Here is a 19,468-nt window from a genome sequence, read left to right on the forward strand (position 1 = left end):
AACTGCGATCGATGCGTCGTTGACGCGGGTGAAACCTCGTTTCGATAGCCGGTGAGGGCTATCGGAACACGGCTGTGTCCGCGTGGGAGCGCCGTACTGGCCACTCCCACGAACAGGCGGCGTTAAGCCGCGAACAGATCATCGGTGAGCCACGACAGCGTCGTCGGTTCAGATGACTGGCTCGCCACCGGCATAACGGTTGCCGGCGCCTCGTCGGGTTCATCCGGCTCTGCCGACACCTGCATACCGCCAACGAGACTGAGCGACGGCACGATCGGTGCAGCATCGACGCCAGCGAGTACCCGGGCCGCGATCGCTTCCGCGTCCCCGGTCTCAAGCAGTTGAAGACATTCCAGGAGCGGCGCGGGCTCAATATTCGAGAGCTCGCACCAGCGCGCGACCTTCGCTTCAACGGTCGTTTCGAGGCTGATCCCCTGGGCACGGCTGCGAACCACAGGTAACACGCGGCCTTCGACCTTCAGGCCTGCAGCCCCCGCAAACATCGCGGCGATCGCATCACGATCGACCAGCTGCCGATGCTCCTCGTCGATCTGCCAGCGAACCCGGACGAACTTGTCGCCCGCGCTATCTGCGATCTCCTGGAGCTTCTTCATGTCGGGAGGACCATCGAACTCGACACTGATCATCTGCCGCGAGGGCGTCGGGATCAGCAACGAGTCCGCTTCCTCCGGATACACGCCCCACAGGAGGTATCCTTTGTCGCCCTCCTCGCCGTAGTGAAAGCGCCCGATCGATCCGGGGTAGGCAATCCGCCGGCCCGCGCGCGTCCAGAATTGCTCCTTGTGGATATGCCCGAGCATGAACGCGCTGCATTGCGCATCGAACAGCGCACTGAGCGAGAACTCATGGTCGAAGCCCGCCATCGTTACGCCGTGTTCGGTCGTGCAACCGTTCACGGTGCCGTGCGAGACGCCAATCGTCGCGATTCCCGCCTCTCGAAGCTCTGCGTTCACCCGGCCCGCCGCCGCCAGATATGCGGCGAGCACTTCACCCAGTTCCGTGCCCGCAGCGAGCGCGCCAACGCTCACTGCAAGTTGGCCCTTGTTGACCGTAGGAAGGCAGGTGAATACGGCTTCCGGCTTCACGCGGATGATCTCGCGCAGCGTCTCGGGGGAGAAAACCGGTCCCTCGGATGCCCAGAACTTTCCATCGATCAGTGCGACCTGCGACACCCTGTCTGCAATGTGCACATGGTGCGCGCCCCCCATCAGCGCGAAGTTATCGAGCGTGCCGGGAGGTTCGTGCGAGAACGTGCCTTGCAGCATCAGGACGGGCATCGCAACTGCCAACCGGTGAACCTGGGTGGCCAGCGCATTTAGCGATGGGGCATGTGCATCGAGCCGGTGATCGGTTGAGTCGCCAGAGATCACCGCGGCTTCAGCCTTGCGCGCAATCGCGTCGCCAACGGCGAAAGCGAAGCAACGGTCGGCCTCATCAATGTTATCCGGTGAGTAATGCAGGTCAGAGAAGTGTGCGACTTTCAATTTCGCCTCCGTCAATGCAAAAAGGCCGCCCGTGGGCAGCCTCAATGCGTAGGCGTCAGAAAACGACGCGGTTAAACAATGGAATGAAAGAACGTCAGGTCAGCGGAAACTGCACCACTCAGAGCGGATCAATCGTTGCGTTCTGGATCTCCGTTCCGGCAGGCGGAGCGCAGGGGTCAAGGAGTGTCGCGAGACATGCCCGAACGTCGATAGATCCGTCGTCGGTCAGCAGCGGCAATGTTTCCACTGCGCTCAGGAGCGTTCCTGGGTCAGTGGCATGATGTACTGCCGACGCGTAGAGCGCTTTCTGATCAAGCACGCCTATGTCGAGCGATACGCGATAACAGGTTGTATCGGGCATGAATAAGTCCGTCGTTCAAGTAGATGGCCGCCGAAGCGGACGGTTTCGATGCGCGGGATGCGCTGTCGAAAGCACTTGAGCAAGCCTGCTTGCTGAAATGTTCTCGTCGATGTAGGGAAACCAGCCCCGAAGGGCTGGCAAAAGGTGAAGAAAGGCCAGGATCAGATCAGCAACGACTGCTGTCTGGCTTCCGCGATTTCCTGAGCGAGCAGCGCAGGAGCGGAAAGCGCCTGTTCCAGCCGCGCGTTCATCGCGTCAACATCCTGCACGCGCTCAACCCAGCCACGCCCGAACCGGGCATGGGCAAACACCTTGAAATCGTGTTTGCGGTCTTCCGCGCCCAGACCCAGCCGCTTGAGCAGATCCGACATCCGGTCCCGCTTCTCCTCGATCGACTCGGTATCGGCGTTGCCGTCGGGCGGTTCGCCGGCCCGATCCATCACATGAGCGAGCAACGAACCGGACTCCGGTGACCTGGCGGCAGGTTCTCCGTCAGCGTTACCCGAATGACCAGCGAACGAGGCCTGCGATTCAACGTGAGGTGACTCGGACACGCCCTGGACCTGGACATCGGATTCCAGGTTGCCAGTATCGATGCTGCCGTCGACACGCAGCGGTAGAACGTTGCCGCCGGCTTCGACAAGCGCGACCGCGCGGTTTGCTGCTTCCAGCGCTGGCTCGGCATCATCGGCGCCGTCCAGCAGGGACCCGATGTCGATTTCCGCGTCCAGCACCGTGAGCATCTGTTTCGCCCGCAGCGCTTCGCCGTTGTCGCCGATCCGCGTGATATCGAACTCCCGTTTCGATATCCAGAAGCGTGTGCCGGTCAGCCGTCCGCGCGCAAGTACCACGGTCTGCATGGCCGAGTAGGCTTTCTGCAGGACGTAGATACTGTTTGTCGGCAGCTCGATCAGTCCGAGTCCCTTGATATCGGGGATCGCGAAGATAAAGCTCGCCGAGAGGTTGCACTGGCGCGACTGATACTGGGGGCAGCGTTCGGGATCGCAAATGCCGTCGGGAATCGCTTCATCCTGACGAAAGATGATGTCCCGGCCACCAAACGTACGCGTGGCCCGTTGCGCCCGGGGATCACGTTCCACCTTCGCGTAGGTCTTGCAGTAGCGCTGGCCGTCGTTTCCATACTCGGAAAAGAACTTGCGGCCAGTGGTACCCCACGCGGTCATCTGGTTTGGCAGGTTGCCCATCCAGTCGTTGAACGCGAACAGCACCGGGAAGCGGTACAGCTTCACCCCCTGCCCGCGATCCTCACCGTACAGGCGAAGAATTTCGCTCGCCACATCGGGGTTCGTGAAGTCCGAGCGCCGACACGTGAAGTATGGAGAGTTTCGGGGGATCAGCGCGTTTTTGAGACGGAACCGCGACTCGAGGACCTCATCGATCGCCTCGAATGAATCGCCGGCAGCGACCATCTCGTCGTACATCGCAACCGCGTTGGGATTCGCGCTGGCGATCGCCTGTTTGAGCACCTTGATGCCAGGCCGGATCTTCCCGATTGTGGGCGGTCGCAGCGCTCTTTCTTCAACGATGCTCCGGGGAGGAGCGCCGGTCAAACGGAGAACAGCGTTCATGAGGGTTTTCTCGCAAGAAAGAATATTGCCGACGTGCGCAACGCCCTGGCTGAATGCTCCAGGTCGGTTGCAGCCGCTTCTCCGCGGACTTCGGCAATGTGGGAAAGAAACACGCGGCGCTCGGGGTCGCTATACGTTGCGATCCGGGCTACCTCGCACCGCTGTCGCCAGACTGGCGAGGCGGTATCAGCAGAAGCGCGCTCCTCGTCGATCGTGTTACTGATCGTTTCGGCAATGCGCGCGTTGAGACGGTCAGGAAGCAGCAAGACACCTCCGGTGGTCAGGGGACGAAAAAAAAGCGCGCTCCCCGGTAAGAGGAACGCGCTTCCGATTCAGTGGCAAATGACCCAGACACCACATCCCTTCTGGGGATGTGGTGTCCAGGGAGCCGGGAGGCTCGCAGTAGAGGACGTTAGGTCGTCCTCGCGCGGCATGGTCACGCCGCACAAACAGCCCATTTTCGGAAAATACATTCCGCCGCAGGATCACGGATCAGCCTACTTCAATCGTTCTACCCGAATGGGCTCTGGAGAGAGAACACCCGAATGTTCGGGCTCGAACGATGTCGCGGCGCAAATGAATGCGACCGGCAACGAGTTTCATGGCTGAAAGATGGGGAGCACGGGCGAAGTACTCATCAGAAGAGTTTCCACACCAGTTGCGAACTGGTCGGAGCATGCCCAAAGGCACGGCTTGGTACAGAAGATGGACTCCGGGTTAGGGAGTCAAGGTCGATGCGTCAGTGACGCCAGGAATGAAGCCAGTATGGCCCGAAATCGGGTCTGCGAACCACGGAAAGACAACGAAATCAGCGTAGCTTTTGCTTGGGCTGGTCAGACTTCAGTCAATCACAATGGCCGGTGAGAGAGACCACACCTGAATACAATGGCCGCCGTTCTAGATACCTCGTCCTACCCGGAAGCACCGCCGTCCAGTCTGGACGGCACGTTATTGCCCGCTGCCGGGACCAGCACTGCGCTGGGGTCAGCACTCGTGCCCCTGCAGGCGGTCCCGCCCCCGGTGGTAGAGGCATCATCCGGCACGGGCCTGAGACCCATTGCGCGTCTGACGAGCGACTCCCGGATCGGCAAGATCATTCCCGAGTCGAATGCGCGCACCGTTCTGCGTTATAGCTCACAGTTCGCTCGCGACTTTATCCGTTCCGACTACAACTTCTGCGCGTCGAAGATGGCGGTTGCCCGCAAAGGCAAGGTTCGTGCCCTCGACACGGCATTGCGCGAAACGTCGGAATGGCTGTCGAAAGCAATTGCCTGGGTGGAGAAGCACAACGCACGCGAGTTGCGCATGGAATACGAGGAAATCGAACTCGTGATCACCCGCCCGCTTGCGGGTAGCCTCGTCCGGTGCCTCACACAATACGACCGCCTGTGGGTTCGCTCGCTAGAAGCGCAACTTGCACGCAAGTTTGCCACTGACGACGCTCGCGAGATCGCGCTCGCCAACGCAGAGAAGCGTATCCGGCACATCGCTCACGTGTGCATCCCGGACAACGACCACTACGCCGCCGACGGCTCGCGCCTCGGCAGCTAACGCTTCACTACGACATTGCAATCCCCTTTCCGGCCAGCTTGACTTTGTCGTCGGCTGGCTACGCTCGACCTATCGAACCACAACGAGGACGACATGGATCTGAAGGAAATCCAGGCGCTGCATGCACAGTATGCGTCGCCCACACTCACCATAGACCTGGCAGGCCAGATGGCAGGCATGCCCGCGCTGCCTGCACCTGATGCCGGCGGCAAGCCTCGTGGCATCCAGTTCGGCGCGGTCGTCAGGTACCGGCGCCACGCCGTGATTGCGCTGGCCGTTGCTGCGCTCGCCGCCGGCGGAGGCATGAGCGCCGCGCGCATCTGGCAGGTGCTTCACAGTCAGGCCACACCGCAGGTTGCGGCCTCGCACCCGAAGGCCGCCGCCGTCGCGTCCCAGCCGCAGGTCGCAGCGCTGGCCGACAGTGAAGGAAACATGCCGCTCAACGTCGCGCCGCCTCGTCCGCTCAGCTCATCGGATTTTGACAGCGCCAGGGCATCGCGCTCAAACGGGCTCGCCAGCGTCGATCCGCGAACCCTTTCGAAGTCCATGGATCTCGCCCCGTCCATCGATGTTTCACGGCCCGCGACCGCCCGCCCGATCGGCGATGATGCAACCGCAGCAGCATCCCCGATCCACGCGCCGAGCCGCCGTGTCGACGCGCCCACCCAGGCAGCCGCCGCGCCGCAGTCCGTCACTTCTCCAGTTACAGAGCCAGCAACACCTCCCCGGACGCAGCCCGCGCCGGCGAGAGCAACTGCAAACGCCACTATCGCGCCAGCAGTCGTGTCCCCCGAAAAACCTGTTGCTGTCGCCGCGCCGGCAGCGCCAGCAGTTGCGGCCGCACCCTCTGACAAACCGTCTGTTCGCACCCTTCGCCCGCTGCACCATGTGACGACCCATCGCAAACCGGTGGACGAGAGCTCGAGCGATCCGGTTGCACCGTCAGCCGCGGCCACCAAAGCGCCGATCGGGCCGGCCAGATCCAGCGACGTTCAACTTTTTTGAGGGTGCTTCCATGAAAACTCAACAGATCAATGTAACCCTGCTGGCACCTGGCTCTACGATCCACGGCGACGTAATACTCGACCATGGTCTGAGTGCCTTCGGCATTATCAGCGGCAATCTGGTGACCAATGCCGGGCTGCTTCACATCGCGCCGGGCGGCATGGTTAAAGGTCAGGTCGAAGGCGAGCACGTCCGCATCGACGGGACTGTCGAGGGCGACGTCCATGCGCGCGGTTCGCTGGAAATCAACGGTCGGGTGAAAGGGAACATCTTTTACTGCGGCACCATCAGACTTGGCCCGCGCGCCGCGCTGGATGGCCAGATTTCGCGAGTGGCGAGAGAGCTCACGATCGAGAATACGGCCAGCAACGTTCAGCATCTGTCGCGCTCCGGCACGGGCGCGTAATACGGGAATTTGCTGTCGTTGCGGTGAGCTGGCGAGGGTATCTCCACCGGGTCCCGGAAAGCACCGGTCAGATACCCTGCGACGCCGAATAGAACAGCGCCTCGTACCCTTCGATCTTCAAAAGTTTCTTTTCGCGATCGACGTGCATCCCGCGTGACTCGAACCAGACAACCAGCCAGATTCCGCATCGCTCAAGCGCATAGCTGGCTGCATCCGTGGCCGCCCGATTTGTGTGATGTCGCGCGAGCGCAATCTGCGCGGGTGAGTTCGCGAGAAAGAACACCGGGTACTCCGCTCGCGCGCGCTGCCAGCACCGAACAAACTCAGATCCCATTTCCGCTGCTGATAGTCGCGGAATCACATCGCACTCGAAGTCATCGACATTCATTGGCCGCTCCATCAACGTGGGCGCGAGATCGCCACGCTCCCGGATCGCCTCGAACGCTCCGGCATTGGCGACCGCCCACGCATGCACAGTGGGTCCATCCGCCCACAGTCGGTTCCTGATCGCCGCCTCAAGAATCTCCGCGCACCTGACACTGGCGACAAGCGCGAGGCCAGCAACCGCCAGCGGGGCCCAGCCGTCCCGTCCAACGGCATAGCAAAATGGACCTTCGCCGTCGTCGTACGAAAAACACAGGTCGTCGCAAACGGCTTTGCGAAAATCAAACGATGCGGCCGAAAGACGGTGTGCTGGCAATGGCGTTTCTTCCGCAGCCGGCGCGTCGCTAACCAGACGCGAGGAGGTGGGTGGTACGTAACCCAGCAGACGCAGCAGGTGATCTAGCAAGGAAAGCTCCAGGGGACGCGACTCACGCTACTTCGGATTCGAGTACGAAGCGTGAGACGGGATTCTTCTTGATGGTGGCAATCGTCAGGCCTTCGCGGGCACGTGTCATGGCGACATAGAACAGCCGCCGCTCTTCGGACTCGGGACTCTTGTCGTCCGGCACCACGTTCTCTTCCGCGCGGGTGATCCATACGTGATCCCACTCGAGGCCCTTCGAGCTATGCATCGTGGTGAGCACCAATGCGCCTTCGACCGGTTTGTTGTTGTCGCGCCTGAGGAATTCGATACGCTCGCTGAAGGTTCCGTTCAGACGCGAAACCACGTCGTACGTCGCCTGGATCGACCGGATCTCCGGATCGGTCTTCGCGTAGGTCAGCATCCATTCCTGCACACCTTCGAGCGCAAGCGAATAGAACTTCCGCTCGCGCAGCGACCGCCATTCGGATAGGCGCTTCATGAAGGCTCGATAGGCCGTGGCCGTGTCTTCGGGCAGACCAAGGGTGACCAGATCCTTCTTCTGACGCTGGACCAGTGCCGGTCCCATGTCCCGATGGAGGGCCGCAAGGTGAGCCGAACTCATGCCGCTATGTCCCAACACCGCGTCAAGGCCGTTGACCTTCGTCCCCTGCACGATCTCCAGCAGGTTGCACATCAACGCACCCTGCGGCCTGTTGATGATGGACTGGCCCGAGGCACGGAAATACGGCACGCCGTGCGACCGGCAAACCGCCTCGATCGGGTCGAGAATCCGGTTTGTCCTGGCAAGGATCGCGCACGACTGGCCTGCAGCGAGCCTTGGCTGAAGCGCTTCGAGCGCCGCGACCGCATCGATGTACTCGTCGTCGAATCGCTGTGTGTCGATGGTGCCGCCGGCGCCGCGTTCCGCGCGCAGCAGTTTCGGAATCCGATCCTCGTTGTGCCGTATCAGGCGGTCGGCCGCCTCCAGAATCTCACTGCGGCAGCGATAGTTGCTACCAAGCACGACGCGCTGGGCGTCGAAGGCGCTGGCAAACGACTCCATCCCGCGGAATCCGAGCGCCGCCCGAAACCCATAAATGCTCTGGTCGTCGTCGCCGACAACCGTGACCCGCGCGCCGGCATTCGCATGCAGCTCCACCCAACGGTACTGCAACGGATCGGTATCCTGGAACTCATCGACGAGCAGATCGGTGAACGCGTATGGCTCGATTGCACCCTTCTCCATCCCCACGACCGCCAGCCGCAACATGTCCTGAAAGTCGATCTTTCCGTTGCGGGCAAGTGCTTCCTGATACGCCTCGTATAGCTGGGCTTCGGTCGTGCCCTGCTCGACACGGCCGAAATTTGTCTTGATACGCTCAATCACGGGCACGGCCTCTTCAACCTTCCAGTTCAGCCCCATTTCTGCGAGTACGCGCGCGAGGAGCCCCGTGCGGTCACCGTCGGACGCGATGTCGCGCCGGGCACCGCCGCGCTGTCCAAGCTGCCGGAAGGCCAACGAGTGGAACGTACCCGCGATCAGCCGCGGCTTTGCAGATGGAGATGCGACCCGCAGTATCCGATCCCGCAATTTCACCGCCGCATCCTTGCTGAAGGTCACAGCGCCGACGGTCGTCGCCGGATCGACGAGTAGCAGTGCCGCCTTGGCCGCGATCGTCTTGGTCTTGCCAGCGCCCGGACATGCGATCGCTACGCAGTGGCGGCGCATCTGCGCCACCTCGCGTTGCTGCGGATTCAGATCGTCGAGCATGGCAGAACCGGTCAGCGGCCGCGAACCGTCGTCATCAACCGCAGATGGGTCATGTAGCCGCGCACGCCCACCGGATGGAACTTGCGCAGGAAGCGCGAGGTCTCCTCGTCGACGTCGGACTGATCGCGGATGCCGTTCCAGACGAGAAAGTCGAAATGGTCCATGACGCGGTCGAACTTCATGATGATGGATAGCAGGCGCATCGATAACCGCGAGTACGCTTCGACCTCGATTTCCAGAGACGGCTTGGTAACGCTCGGCTCGAACACGATGTCGCCACGGGCGCGCATTTCCGATTCACTCCGCTCGCGAAAGCCGCCAGCGACTTCGAGCTGTTCGATCACGTACGATTCCAGTTCGCTGATCTGTTTCTCGAAAAAATCGCTCACCGCGCCGAGATCTTGCGCTGTAAACGTCGACCGCCCGAAGCGCTGGATGTTGATGCTCATCCGATTAAGGTACGGCCACCACTGTTCAAACAGTGGCTTCATGCGCGTGTGATTCAGACGAACCGCCGCCGGCACCACAGCGGCACCGGACAGCTGCCTGTCGAGCAGTTCGCGGCCAATCTCGCGACGACGGCGCACGATCGCAGCGCGCTCAGCGGGCGGGAGATCCCGAAACAGCTTGCGTGTGCGTTCGACCTGTTCGCGTTTCTCCTGAGCTTCGCTCGCGGAGATCATCCCTTCCTTCTGCAGGATGGCGGCGTCGCCTTCCATACGGGCGAGTTCCTGTTCGAGGTCCCCGTCGTCGGCGCCGTCCGTGACCAGTGGGCCCTGCGCGACCGTCGCCGTGGCTGATACTGTGTCGGCGGACAGGACGCTCGTCGTGATAGCGGCCGCGCCCGCGTCGCCGTCTACGATTTTCGTCTCTTCGTTGATGGTGCTCATGTCGATATCCCTGTTGGAGTGTGCACGCGCACCCGCGCGGCATGAGCCTATTGTTGCGAGGAACGGCTCAGGCATCACACCAAAACATGGGCGATTTAAAGTGCCTTTTGACGGCCTGCGTATTTCAGTGGCCGCAGTCAATCGTTTCGGCGACGTGTCCGTAGAGACCGGTGATCGCAAATCCTAAAACCAGACGCACGGCTGGAGACCGTTGCCGACCCGAAGCTGCCATCGGCTTGGCCGGACCGAGCGCCCGGAAGCGGACGCTCATCCGGCCTAGCAGCGGATGGCTTCCAACCGATTCATCGTGAAGCCCCGTCTGGTGACGCGTGCGGCCTGTACCCCGTTCAGAATTGCGACCAACCGCCATCGACCGGTAGTTCGGCGCCGGTCGTGAAGGTCGCATCGAACGCGAGGAGGAGGACTGCCTTGGCGATTTCCTCCGACGTCCCCCAGCGCTTCATCGGGACCATACCGAGCATCTTCTCTCTAATCTGGACGGCCTCGTCTTTACCGGGAAACGCTTTGTCGATGATCGGCGTGTCGATGGGACCGGGCGTCACCGCGTTGACTCGAATCTCGCGAGGAAGCAATTCAGCGGCGAGTGTCCACGCGAATGATCGCAGCGCGGCCTTGGCGGCTCCGTATGCGGCGTTGCCGACCATTCTCTTGACGTTGGCGATCGAGGTCGTGAGGGCGATAGAGCGTCCCCGGTTTATTAGCGGCGCGAGCTTCTGCTCCACGAAAAGCGGTCCCTTGGTGTATTTCCTCCTTCAGTCGTCCCACCTCCCGTTCCTGGCGTTCGATGCGATCGAGCGTATAGTCTGCAGCTGGTGTAATCCAGAGATTGCAGGAAGGCGCCGACGGCCGCGACGGCGCGGCGAAACTTCCCTTGCTCTGGGACCGAATGGTTCGCTGTGTGTGTCATCAGAGGCTCCTCGGAAGATGAGGTTCGGCGTCGTGCTGAGTCCTTCCGGCTAGACAGCCGTCAGGCCGCCGTCGACTGGCAGGTCGATGCCGGCGACGTAGCTGCTCTGATCCGAGGCGAGGAACAGAGCTGCGGAGGCGATCTCCTCGGGGCGCGCCAAGCGTGCCAGAGGCGTCATCGCAGTGATTTGGTTTCTCGCTTCGGCCGCGCCCTCTTTGGATGGGAACTGGTCGTCGAACATTGGCGTGTCGACCGCGCCAGGGCTCAACACGTTGGTCCTGATCTTTCGTTCCTTGAGTTCGCTAGTCCACGTCCGAGCAAATGACCGGAGCGCTGCCTTGGTGGCGCTGTAGGTGCTGCGGCCCGGAAGCCCTTTGTTCTTCCCAGCGGACGCCACGAGGATGATGGAAGCACCATCGTTCAAGTAAGGCAACGCCCTTTGAACGGTGAAATAAGTGCCGCGGGCGTTGGTGTTGAAGGTCTTGTCGAAATGCTCAGGCGTGGCTGCGGCGGTCATCGTCTTTTCGACGAAAGCCGCGCCAGCAAAAATCACATCGATCTTGCCTTTTTTCGCGACGGTCTCGTAAAGACGGTCGAGGTCATCGAGCTTGGCGATGTCGGTCTTTACACCGGTGACATTCGAGCCGATCTCCGCGATTGCCTTGTCGAGTTCGGCCTGCCGGCGGCCGGCGATAAAAACGTAGGCGCCCTCTTCAACGAACCTTTTTGCGGTCGCGAGGCCGATGCCGCTGCTACCCCCCGTCACGAGGGCGATCTTGTTATTCAATAAAGACACTATGGTCCTCCCTGTCTAGTGAAACGTGCGGCCTGCACCGCGTTCAGATTTGCGTCCAGCCGCCATCGACCGGAAGCTCGGCGCCGGTCGTGAAGGTCGCATCGAACGCGAGGAAGAGGACTGCCTTGGCGATTTCCTCCGACGTCCCGAAGCGCTTCATGGGAATAATGCCGACGGTGTGCCCCTTGACCTGTGTACGCATCTCTTCTGTAGGAAACACCTTTTCGAGGATGCCCGTGTCGATGGGGCCGGGGGACACCGCGTTTACTCGAATCTCTTGAGGAAGCAGCTCGGTGGCGAGCACCCGGGCGAATGACCGCAGCGCAGCCTTGGCGGCTCCGTATGTGGCTTGGCCCGGTAGTCCCTTGACGTTGGCGACGGAGGTCGTGAGGACAACGGAGCCCCCCCGATTGATCAGCGGCGCGAGCTTCTGGACCGCGAAAAAGGGGCCCTTGGTGTTCAGGTTGAACATCTCGTCGTAGACGGCTTCGGTCACGCTCCCGAGAGGCGTTGGAATGCTGAACCCGGCGTTGACGAAAAGCAGGTCGATGGTGTCGAACTCGGTCTTCACCTGAGCGGCGAGGGCGTCGATGTCGGTCAATGACCGCGCGTCGCTCGAAACCACGATAGCGCCGTCCTCAAGCTCTTGCTGCGCCGACTCCAGGCCGGCCTGCGAGCGGCCGGTCACCAGAACGCGCGCTCCCCCGTCGAGGAGCATCTTCGCCGTCGCGAGCCCCATGCCGCTTGTGCCGCCGATAATCACCACCTTCTTATCTTGGTACCGGTTCATATGTATTCTCCTTGAGAGGTTAGGGCTGCTTTGCTAATATTTAACTATTTAGTAAGACTATTTATTTACAAATACCGTAAGACCCGTGGACGATCATGTAACTCCGAAATCGCCTGCTGATTCTGATCACCGCAACTATTTCGCCGCGACCGCCGCTCCTTCAGGACACCGCCCGCAAGGATTCCGTGTATGACCAGTTGACGCCGGAGACATTGGCGACGGCCTGCCACGCGGCTTCCTGATTAGCGCCATCGAGGAGGTGTGGGTGGCGCTGCGCCTCAATTGGGCCTGAGAACTTCCCTTGAGCCGAGGCGAAGAATTGCCCTGAGACGTCGGTTCCGAACTCCGAGGCCTGGAGGTACCGACGGGCTGCCGTCTCCGGCGTCTGATTCATGCCGGGAATGAGGTTCGCGATTGGGACAAACAGATACTTCACGGCCAGGCTAGCTTGTCGCGAAACCTTGGTGGCGGTCGCCGCACCGGGCGAGACAGCGTACACGGCCATGCCGGAGGGTAGCCGGCGAGCCAGCGCCGCAGCCCACCAAGCAACGATGAGCTTCGCGTCGGCATACGCATTGTTGGGCACGTACTTCACGTTCGGCCCGTTGCGCAGCAGGGCTTCCATAGCAGCGGTCAGGTCGCCCCCGTGGTATTTGGCAACGAGTGCGTCCACGTCGGTGTACTTGAACATGGGTACGCCCCCTCGGGCAGGCTCCGCGCTGGCGATAACAATCCGCGCGTTGGGGCTCAGCAGGTTGGCGCGGAGCAACCCGACAGTCAGTTGATGATGGCCGATCAGCGGGGCCTGAGACGCCTCGACGCCCGCCGCAGTGAGCACGCGCTTCTTACCTGGGACCATCCCGGCATTGAGCAGTAGGAAATCGATAGGCCGACCTCGCTTGACGAGTTCGGCGAGGGAGGACTGAACGCTGGACGGCGTGTCCAACTCCAGCTCCAGCGGCGTTAGGACGTGTCTTTTGGTTTCCGCCGCGAGTTGAGCGGCCGCTTCCTTGGCCCGAGCCAGGCTGCGTCCGGTGATGATGATCTCGCGCCAGCCCTCTCCGGCAAGAGTGCGAGCTGCGGCATAGCCGAGCCCGGAGGTGGCGCCGGTGACGAGCGCGATCGAATGTTCCATAGGCGTCTCCGCGTGGTGAAGGGTGAAGGCCGAGTCGTGAGGCCCCGCAGGGCCAGAAACGGCTTGTTAATTTAGAACTATTCGGTTATATATTGGTGCCGTAAAAGTTGTCAAGGAGTTTTGAACCAAATGATTCAAAATACCGGTAGGTCGCCGGGTCGACCGCGCAGCTTCGACGAGACGGGGGCGCTGGAAAAGGCAATTCAGGTGTTCTGGTCGAAAGGCTACGATGGAGTGACGATTGACGATCTCGTCGCCGGGATGGGTGTGGGACGGCCGAGCCTGTATGCCGTCTTTGGGGACAAGCGGGCGATATTCCTGCGCGTCCTTAGGGGGTACGCAGAACGGAAGGGCGCATCAGCCGCGAAGGCACTCCTCTCGCCACAGAGTCTTCGCGACTCGATCACGGGCTTTCTGAGGTACGCCGTCGAAAGCGCGACCGAGAAAGGGTCTGCCCGGGGCTGCCTTCTGGTGTGCGTCGCGCCGCTTGTGGACGACCCTGAGGTTCTGCAGTTCCTGCAAAACGCGGCCTCCGGTGGCACCGCGCTGATAGAAGGTCGTTTCCGGGACGCAATCAGCGCGGGAGAAATCCCGTCCGACTTTCCCGTAGCCGCGCGGGCAACCCAAGTCACGGATTTAGCGCGTGGGCTGACCATGCGTGCACAGTTAGGCACGCCGCGCAAGACGCTCCTCAAAGATGCTGAGGAAGCGGCCGACTTAGTGCTCCAACCGCGTCTTGGAAACGCGGGGCCAGAAAGTTGATGCCGGCGTTAAGGGGCGTTGCGGGGCAGTAGGCTTTGGTAGTTGCCGCTTCGCGCGCCCCTCAACCCCGATCAATCGTTTCCCGTTGGGATAGGAGCGATCACCTCGATTTGGAAGTCGAAACCTGTAAGCCAGTTGGCCCCAAGCGCGGTCCCTCTCGGGTGGCGATTCGCGGCAGCATGAGTTGACCATGCTCTCTCGAAATCGTCGCGCGCAATCTCGGCAACTGGAAACCCCGCGGCATCGCACGGCTTGTCTGTGACAAGTCCGAATCACATCAAGATGCTGTTGGTCGTGCTGCAGAACGACTGCCGCGTCGTACACCTCCATCTGCCGCACTACGGTCTTCTTCGGCTCGACCTCGAAGTACCAGCCGGAAGCTCCCTACTAGGCAAATTCGTCACCTCGATCTTCGTCCCAACGTCCGTTGTAGTGGCGCATGCTCGTGTCCGATGAGACTTCTGGGGTTCAGTGCAGGCTACTCCGAAGCGGCCCTTCACAACAGGCCGTTGTTGGCCGGACTCTGCCTGATGCGATTGACTCAGTTCGACCCGTTTCGGACGATTAGCTTTTCTGGAAGCGGCCATTGAAGAACGCAACCTGAGTGAGCTGCAACGCCGTCGCCGATGCAGTTCGCGTTTTTTGTATACCATCGAAGGCGAGCGAGTTTGGGCGAGGAGTTCTCAGTGATTTCGAGTTTGAATATCCTGATACCGGTTGAATACGACATCTACCCCCGTGTCGTCGACTTTTATCGCACTGCACTTAATTTCACTGCTCCTTCGAGCGGGACATCTGCCAAAGGGAATCCGTGGCATTGCTTTCAGGCGTCAGGCGTCACCTTGACCATTCACACGGGTCAAGAAGGCAAGTTTCCTTACCCCGAGTTTCGACCAACCGGACACGGCATAGCACTTGCAATTGAAATACAAGGTGTTGTCGAGGAAGTCAAAAGACTCAACTCGATAGGAATACCGATACTAAATGAGTGGGACTATGGCGATGGGACGATAGCCATATCTATCGCAGATCCGGCGGGGAATATTTTAGAAATTTGGGGTCGCCCATGAAGAAACAGTACCTGACAAAACAGCTATTCGTTGAAGTTGTGCGTTAGATGATTGTCGACAATCCGAGCATCGCTGTTGAATGACGATAACTGGGCGATTGTCGTCGGATGAACTGAGCGCGAGCCGGGGGATTGCTAAAAGTCGGCTACAGCACCATACAAAGCGTGCGGATGCTCCGTGACGGCAGCCCAATAGCGGTCTCCATAGGACCAATGCCACCACTCGAACGGGTAGTTGACGAATCCAACGGAACCCAAAGCCTCAAAAAGTATCCGGCGATGTTTGGATGCTTCGGGTGAGAGTTGATCAAAATGAGAAAGGCACGCGCCATTCGACGTCTTTTCATCCTGGTCGTATGCGCATCCCAAGTCCAACTCATATCCTCGCAGATCACAAAGTGTAAGATCGACCGCACCACCGGTCGGATGTCCTGCAACGGAAGGTGGTGCAACAAACCGCGCAGCTAGCGCAACAGCGTCGCCTTCTGGCAGTTCGGGGTTAGCCTCCAGAATGCTTCGCAGATAGTCACTGAACCACAATGCCTGCAGGTTCTGCGGGCGAAGTGATTCCTTAACAAGGAAAGCATAGTTATCGGGGATTTGAAGGACGGCTTCGACTAGTTTGTAACCAACCGTCTCGCGTATATAAAAGCAAAGCTCATAGCCGAGGGCCTCTGCATTCTCCTTTGAGCTATCGACAATAATTCGTGCGTTCAAACCGTCGATCGAGATCAAACGCTCTCCGTTCTCGACTAATGGAATTCGGCGAATCTTGGGATCGGCTAGAGTCAACATGAAGATTTTTCTCAGAAACGTCAGTGTGGGCGTCGGCTATATTACTCGCGCCGAGGGCTTCTACATAGTCGGCCCTGAAGAATCTTCAAAGCCTCGCGGCGTAAGGCTTTGAGCCGGAAATGCGGTTGTGGGAATTGCAGGAACCTGGCATATTAAGGCGTGAATCCTGCATTTTTCGACGAGGTGCAGATGGGTCCGAAGACGCCTGTGACGGATGGAGATTTCTTCCGGCAACCGCTGCGCGAACAGATCAACCTGAAGCATCCGTTGGTCGGGTTGGCCGACCTGATCAACTGGGAACGACTGGGTGCATCGATGAGCGAGAGTTTCGTGTCACGCAAGGGTCGACCAGCGAGCTCGCCGCGCCTGATTGCGGGGCTGCTGTATTTGCAGCATGCGTTCGATCTGTCCGACGAAGAGGTCGTCTGGCAATGGGTGGAGAACCCATACTGGCAGGTCTTCACCGGTGAAACGTATCTGCAGACCGAGCCTCCGATCGACCCGTCGAGCCTGACGCGCTGGAGGAAGCGCCTGGGCGAAGCCGGCGTTGAAGAGTTGCTGGCCGAGACGATCGAAGCGGCAAAGCTTGCCGGCGTGATCAAGGCCTCGAGCGTGAAGCGCGTGATTGTAGACACAACGGTCATGGAGAAGGCGATTGCTCATCCAACCGATTCGCGATTGCTCGAACGGTGTCGCGAACATCTGGTGAAGGCAGCCGCGCGGCATGGTCTGAAGTTGAGGCAGAACTACAACCGCGAAGCGCCGCGCCTGGGGCTGCAGATTGGCCGCTATGCTCACGCGAAGCAGTACAGGCGCATGAGGAAGGCATTGCGCACGCTGCGCTCGCGCGTTGGGCGGGTGATGCGCGATGTGGAGCGACAGGTCGCCCAGGTAGCAGACTCAGGCCGCAAGGACTTGCAGGAGCTGATTGACCGCACGAAGCGGATCCTGTCGCAGAAGCCGAAGGACAAAAACAAGCTCTACGCGCTGCACGCACCGGAAGTTGAGTGTCTGGCGAAGGGCAAAGCCCGCATACCCTACGAATTCGGGGTGAAGGTGTCGATCACGACGACCCACAAGGAAGGTCTGGTCGTTGGCATGCGCTCGATGCCTGGCAATCCGTACGACGGTCACACGCTGGCTGAAGCACTGGAGCAGGCGGCAATCCTGAGTGACACGGCACCCGAGGTGGCGATCGTGGATCGCGGCTACAAGGGCGTCACCATCGACGGCGTGAAGATCTACCACCCGGGGTTGCGCCGGGGTATCACACGCGGGCTACGCGCGATGATCAGACGGCGAAGTGCAATCGAGCCAGCCATCGGTCACATGAAGACAGACGGAAAACTTGATCGCAACTGGCTCAAAGGCGCGCTCGGCGATGCAATGCACGCGGTGCTGTGCGGCGCCGGCCACAACATCCGGATGATCCTGAGGAAGCTGCGGCTTTTTTGCGTCTTCGTTCTCGTCGCTTTGCTCAACCGCTGCATTGCCGCTGACGTGACGGCGTGACGCCGGCGCAACGAGAAACGAATTGTTCAGGGTCGACTACATAAACAGGTGCGCAAGATTTCGCTGAATCGTTCAATGTCTGGTACGTACCGTTTGCGCCAAGCAACGCATGCGAAGGAACGCCACTTTGTCGACGATCTTGGGGGCGATGTCGAACGTCTCAAAGAGGAACGGCCGGTCGAGACCGCTTCATAGATCGTTGACAACATGCCAGAACACGTAGGGGTCGGAGAAACGAGATAATATCTGACACGAAGCAAAATCAATCGAATGCGCTATGAATAGAAAATGAATTAAACGTGCTTGCCAAGAGAAGATTACCTAGAAAAATAGACGCATGGGACCATTACCAGGCGCAGAAGGGGAACAGCGATGGGAACAATTCCTGTAGAGAAATGCATAGTCGGCGCGTGGCGAGATACGGTACGCGTGATCGATCAAATGCCGATCCTATTTCTCATTATGTTCGGCGTATCGCTGGGGATTGTGCGGATCGAGAAGGTCATACATCTCTATGCTGCCCTGCGCGCAATGGGGAGACTGCCGCATAGTGGTTTTTACGCTTTGCCGTATTTGCGGGTGCTTGCGAATCATGCTAGCAACATCGGCGAGCCAATTTTGGCCATACCGATCATTCGTTACGTGATTGACGGTGAGAGATTCAAGCTATCGTCGATCAGCCTTCACGCCTATGGTCGATACTTTGTGATCTCGATCATATTTGCGACCGTATTCACTTTAGCGATTGCGATCGTCCAAATTTCACAAGCAGCATTGCAGGCTACGGGAGTGCAAAGTGCGAACATCACCCCAGAAACCCAGACCCTAACAATTCTTCTCCTTATAGGAGCTGGCTATGTGCTTGCTCGCAGCGCATTGCTATTTCCGCATGTCGCGGTGGGTGGAAGGATGCAATGGCGGGCCGCATGGACCGATACACGTGGTCAAGCTCTTAAGGTGGCATGCATTTACGGGATTGGATCGGCGCTTCCCAGCTATCTGGTCGCTCGCTTCGTCCTGCCGTTCCTCCATCAAAGCTTCAATTCGGCTGGCGTGGACTTATTCTCGGAAGCGCTGATTAGGCTAATGGCGTGGACACTTGGAGCGGCAACATTGGCATGGATCTATCGCAAATTCGCGCGAGACATCCGGCTTGCTGCATCTACAACGCATAACCAAATGCTGGCTTAGATACTATTTCGAACGTCTGCTTTTGTCTGACTCGATAGGCCCTTGTGGGTCGAACCGAGCCGATCAGCGTAGGGCCCGGTTCAGCCACGAGCGGACCTTCGACAATCACGTCAAGATCGTCGACAATTCGCATGCTCGACGTGAGCGCGAAGTTTGAGCGCTCGTTAGCCGCGGGGGCAGACGTCGACGCTGCAACCTTCCTGGCGTTTATGAAAGCTACCCGTCTGGCCTTCGCTTCGACTTTATTCTGCATGGTAGGAGTTGGTACGGCAGCCGAGCCTTCACCCTCGATCACACTCGAGGGAACCTTGGAGATCGGAGAGTTTTATGGGCCGCCCAACTACGGCGAGAAGCCAGGTGGCGACCGCATCGAATCTTCGCTGTATCTGCAGTTGCCCGCTACGCCTACCACACAGCTTCCTGATTCTGCGGCATTGGCCACGTTTGGCCCCGATGCACAGAGGACGTATTTCGTTCAAGTCGTTGTTCACGATTCAGAACGGGCTGCGGCCGAAAAAGCGATTGGTCACAGGGTGCAAATCGTAGGCGATCCGCTTGAACCTACGACAGGTCACCACCGATTACCCTTGCTGATAGATGTGAAATCGCTCAAGCCAATTGACGCGTGGAATTGGTAGCGCTTTCGATCGAGGATCGCGAGTGC

At 59.8% G+C, this 19,468-nt stretch carries 20 protein-coding genes; 8 read left to right on the forward strand and 12 right to left on the reverse strand.

The window, feature by feature from the left end; all coding sequences use genetic code 11:
- Positions 1–122 precede the first annotated feature (122 nt).
- From ACUN0E_RS03295 to ACUN0E_RS03310, 4 genes are all read right to left on the reverse strand, one after another.
- Positions 123–1,505, reverse strand: a complete 1,383-nt coding sequence (locus tag ACUN0E_RS03295; protein WP_445565639.1) for a metallophosphoesterase family protein — start codon at positions 1,503–1,505, stop codon at positions 123–125.
- A 118-nt stretch (positions 1,506–1,623) separates the two neighbouring features.
- The gene (locus ACUN0E_RS03300; protein WP_445565640.1) at positions 1,624–1,866 is read right to left on the reverse strand and encodes a hypothetical protein; all 243 of its coding nucleotides are present in this window, start codon (positions 1,864–1,866) and stop codon (positions 1,624–1,626) included.
- Between the two features lie 161 nt (positions 1,867–2,027).
- Positions 2,028–3,455 carry a recombination directionality factor gene (locus ACUN0E_RS03305; RefSeq protein WP_445565641.1) on the reverse strand — a complete coding sequence of 476 codons (1,428 nt, stop codon included), beginning with the start codon at positions 3,453–3,455 and terminating at the stop codon, positions 2,028–2,030.
- Positions 3,452–3,721 carry a DUF7696 family protein gene (locus ACUN0E_RS03310; RefSeq protein ID WP_445565642.1) on the reverse strand — a complete coding sequence of 90 codons (270 nt, stop codon included), beginning with the start codon at positions 3,719–3,721 and terminating at the stop codon, positions 3,452–3,454. Before ACUN0E_RS03310 ends, ACUN0E_RS03305 begins: the two co-directional genes overlap by 4 nt.
- Before the next feature lie 619 nt (positions 3,722–4,340).
- Between ACUN0E_RS03310 and ACUN0E_RS03315 the strand changes: the two genes are divergently transcribed.
- From ACUN0E_RS03315 to ACUN0E_RS03325, 3 genes are all read left to right on the forward strand, one after another.
- Positions 4,341–5,006, forward strand: a complete 666-nt coding sequence (locus ACUN0E_RS03315; RefSeq protein ID WP_445565643.1) for a DUF1845 domain-containing protein — start codon at positions 4,341–4,343, stop codon at positions 5,004–5,006.
- A gap of 93 nt (positions 5,007–5,099) precedes the next feature.
- Positions 5,100–6,011, forward strand: a complete 912-nt coding sequence (locus ACUN0E_RS03320) for a hypothetical protein (protein WP_445565644.1) — start codon at positions 5,100–5,102, stop codon at positions 6,009–6,011.
- 10 nt (positions 6,012–6,021) lie between these two features.
- Complete coding sequence (locus tag ACUN0E_RS03325) at positions 6,022–6,417, forward strand: bactofilin family protein (RefSeq protein WP_445565645.1); 396 nt, start codon at positions 6,022–6,024, stop codon at positions 6,415–6,417.
- Positions 6,418–6,484: 67 nt separating this feature from the next.
- On the opposite strand, the gene ACUN0E_RS03330 is transcribed toward ACUN0E_RS03325, so the two are convergent.
- The 7 genes from ACUN0E_RS03330 to ACUN0E_RS03360 all read right to left on the reverse strand — a co-directional run bounded on the left by ACUN0E_RS03330 (position 6,485) and on the right by ACUN0E_RS03360 (position 13,475).
- Complete coding sequence (locus ACUN0E_RS03330; RefSeq protein ID WP_445565646.1) at positions 6,485–7,207, reverse strand: hypothetical protein; 723 nt, start codon at positions 7,205–7,207, stop codon at positions 6,485–6,487.
- Positions 7,208–7,229: 22 nt separating this feature from the next.
- A complete protein-coding gene (locus ACUN0E_RS03335; RefSeq protein WP_445565647.1) occupies positions 7,230–8,936 on the reverse strand; it encodes an ATP-dependent helicase in 1,707 nt (568 codons plus the stop codon).
- Positions 8,937–8,947: 11 nt separating this feature from the next.
- Positions 8,948–9,826, reverse strand: a complete 879-nt coding sequence (locus tag ACUN0E_RS03340) for an ATPase (protein ID WP_408485387.1) — start codon at positions 9,824–9,826, stop codon at positions 8,948–8,950.
- A 347-nt stretch (positions 9,827–10,173) separates the two neighbouring features.
- Positions 10,174–10,569, reverse strand: coding sequence for an SDR family oxidoreductase (locus ACUN0E_RS03345; RefSeq protein WP_445565648.1), 396 nt, complete (start codon positions 10,567–10,569; stop codon positions 10,174–10,176).
- Between the two features lie 234 nt (positions 10,570–10,803).
- Positions 10,804–11,550: an SDR family oxidoreductase gene (locus tag ACUN0E_RS03350; protein WP_132067690.1), complete on the reverse strand. Its 747-nt coding sequence runs from the start codon at positions 11,548–11,550 to the stop codon at positions 10,804–10,806.
- 43 nt (positions 11,551–11,593) lie between these two features.
- Entirely contained in the window at positions 11,594–12,340 is a 747-nt protein-coding gene (locus ACUN0E_RS03355; protein ID WP_445565649.1) for an SDR family oxidoreductase, read from the reverse strand.
- A 160-nt stretch (positions 12,341–12,500) separates the two neighbouring features.
- On the reverse strand, positions 12,501–13,475 hold the full coding sequence (locus ACUN0E_RS03360) for an SDR family NAD(P)-dependent oxidoreductase (protein ID WP_445565650.1): 975 nt from the start codon (positions 13,473–13,475) through the stop codon (positions 12,501–12,503).
- 129 nt (positions 13,476–13,604) lie between these two features.
- On the opposite strand from ACUN0E_RS03360, the gene ACUN0E_RS03365 reads away from it, so the two are divergent.
- Both ACUN0E_RS03365 and ACUN0E_RS03370 read left to right on the forward strand, forming a co-directional pair.
- Positions 13,605–14,237 (forward strand): TetR/AcrR family transcriptional regulator, encoded by a 633-nt coding sequence (locus ACUN0E_RS03365; protein ID WP_445565651.1) that lies wholly within the window; start codon positions 13,605–13,607, stop codon positions 14,235–14,237.
- Between the two features lie 686 nt (positions 14,238–14,923).
- The gene (locus ACUN0E_RS03370; protein WP_445565652.1) at positions 14,924–15,307 is read left to right on the forward strand and encodes a VOC family protein; all 384 of its coding nucleotides are present in this window, start codon (positions 14,924–14,926) and stop codon (positions 15,305–15,307) included.
- 134 nt (positions 15,308–15,441) lie between these two features.
- Here ACUN0E_RS03370 and ACUN0E_RS03375 read toward each other — a convergent pair whose 3' ends face one another.
- Positions 15,442–16,101, reverse strand: a complete 660-nt coding sequence (locus tag ACUN0E_RS03375; RefSeq protein ID WP_408242267.1) for a M15 family metallopeptidase — start codon at positions 16,099–16,101, stop codon at positions 15,442–15,444.
- A 189-nt stretch (positions 16,102–16,290) separates the two neighbouring features.
- Between ACUN0E_RS03375 and ACUN0E_RS03380 the strand changes: the two genes are divergently transcribed.
- The 3 genes from ACUN0E_RS03380 (at position 16,291) to ACUN0E_RS03390 (ending at position 19,442) form a co-directional block, all read left to right on the forward strand.
- A complete protein-coding gene (locus ACUN0E_RS03380; protein WP_445570367.1) occupies positions 16,291–17,613 on the forward strand; it encodes an IS5 family transposase in 1,323 nt (440 codons plus the stop codon).
- Positions 17,614–17,985: 372 nt separating this feature from the next.
- On the forward strand, positions 17,986–18,804 hold the full coding sequence (locus ACUN0E_RS03385) for a hypothetical protein (protein ID WP_408521407.1): 819 nt from the start codon (positions 17,986–17,988) through the stop codon (positions 18,802–18,804).
- Between the two features lie 131 nt (positions 18,805–18,935).
- Positions 18,936–19,442 (forward strand): DUF4431 domain-containing protein, encoded by a 507-nt coding sequence (locus tag ACUN0E_RS03390; RefSeq protein WP_445565653.1) that lies wholly within the window; start codon positions 18,936–18,938, stop codon positions 19,440–19,442.
- Positions 19,443–19,468 lie beyond the last annotated feature (26 nt).

It is taken from the genome of Paraburkholderia sp. D1E, assembly GCF_052682275.1.